Genomic DNA, 1,045 nt, shown 5'->3' with positions numbered 1-1,045 from the left:
TTCAAATCCTGCCCCCGCAACCAAATTTTGGTCCAGATGGACCAACAAAGTCTCAAGAGGTCGCCAAAAAAACTGCTGTTTTCAAGCAGTTGTCTCATGTAACATGGTCTCCTATGGGATCATGACCGCTCAGGTGGTTTGCATGGGATTTGTTGGTCTTTTTGTTGGTCGTAGGTCACGGATTTCAAATCCCACGCACCGTTTTCAGGAGTCCTGACCGGTGCTGACCAACAGTCTCATTCAATCGATTCTACCCTCCGAACGCCCCGTCAAGAAAGCCGATGGCGGCGGCCTCCACATCTGCGTCCTGCCCAACGGCAAGGCGCAGTGGCGCCTCTCCTATCGCTTCGACTACAGGCAGAAGACGCTGAAGGGCGGCACCTATCCCGAGGTCAGTATCGACCGTGCGCGGGTAGGTGCGCCAGGCGGGTTGACCCCCGTTCGGCGCGATCCCGCAGCATGTTTGTGGCGATGCGGGTGATATAGGCGCGGGGGGTTACCACCGCGACCGGCGGAGTGGCCCCCAGGAACCGGGTCATCACTTCCTGCGCCATCTCGTCGGCATCGGCGCGATTGCCGAGCTTTTGCAGGAAGTAGCGCAGGAGGCGGGGCTTTTCCCGTCGATACACGTCTGCGAAGCTTTGAATTGCAGGCGCTGTACTGTCGGCATTGTCATCGTCGGGTGCGATGCGCCGTTGAGGAGAGATGCTCATGATGGCATTTTCCTTGGGCGCGCGCCGCGCAGCTGGAACAGGTGCCAGCAGCGTTCGTCGTGAAAGGGAAATAATCCCGGATTACACCGGCTCCGTGCCGATCGTGATTGGCCCTGGCTCATTCGTCGCACCTATGTCCACTCGGGGCGACGGCCTAAGCCGGATGTTCGAAACCTGCCGATAACAGGCGCATGCGCCTTTACCGTTTCCGGTTGGACATGCGCGCATGCCACCCGGCCCCAGAAACTGTGGCCGAGCTTTATCGGAGGGGTTTCGACGCCCCACTTCCGTTCTTTTCCCGGAAGCGACCCTAGCGCGTAGACTCATTACGC

Annotated in this window: 2 protein-coding genes; one reads left to right on the top strand and one right to left on the bottom strand. The window is 59.0% G+C overall.

The genetic code is table 11. From position 1 onward, the window contains the following. Positions 1-220: 220 nt before the first annotated feature. Positions 221-481, top strand: a complete 261-nt coding sequence (locus F7P65_RS21840; protein WP_150295651.1) for an Arm DNA-binding domain-containing protein — start codon at positions 221-223, stop codon at positions 479-481. On the opposite strand, the gene F7P65_RS21835 is transcribed toward F7P65_RS21840, so the two are convergent. Next, entirely contained in the window at positions 393-713 is a 321-nt protein-coding gene (locus tag F7P65_RS21835) for an RNA polymerase sigma factor (protein WP_150295649.1), read from the bottom strand. The genes F7P65_RS21840 and F7P65_RS21835 overlap by 89 nt on opposite strands. Between the last annotated feature and the right edge of the window lie 332 nt (positions 714-1,045).

The sequence above is a fragment of the Sphingobium estronivorans genome (assembly GCF_008692605.1).
In the GTDB taxonomy this organism is placed as follows: Bacteria; Pseudomonadota; Alphaproteobacteria; order Sphingomonadales; family Sphingomonadaceae; genus Sphingobium; species Sphingobium estronivorans.
The sequence above is the reverse complement of the archived record's forward strand: the minus strand, read 5'-3'. Positions and strand labels throughout refer to the sequence as shown.

Coding starts and splice junctions, on each gene's coding strand:
- F7P65_RS21835 (WP_150295649.1), bottom strand. CDS start 713: ATGAGCATCTCTCCTCAACGGCGCATCGCACCCGACGATGACAATGCC.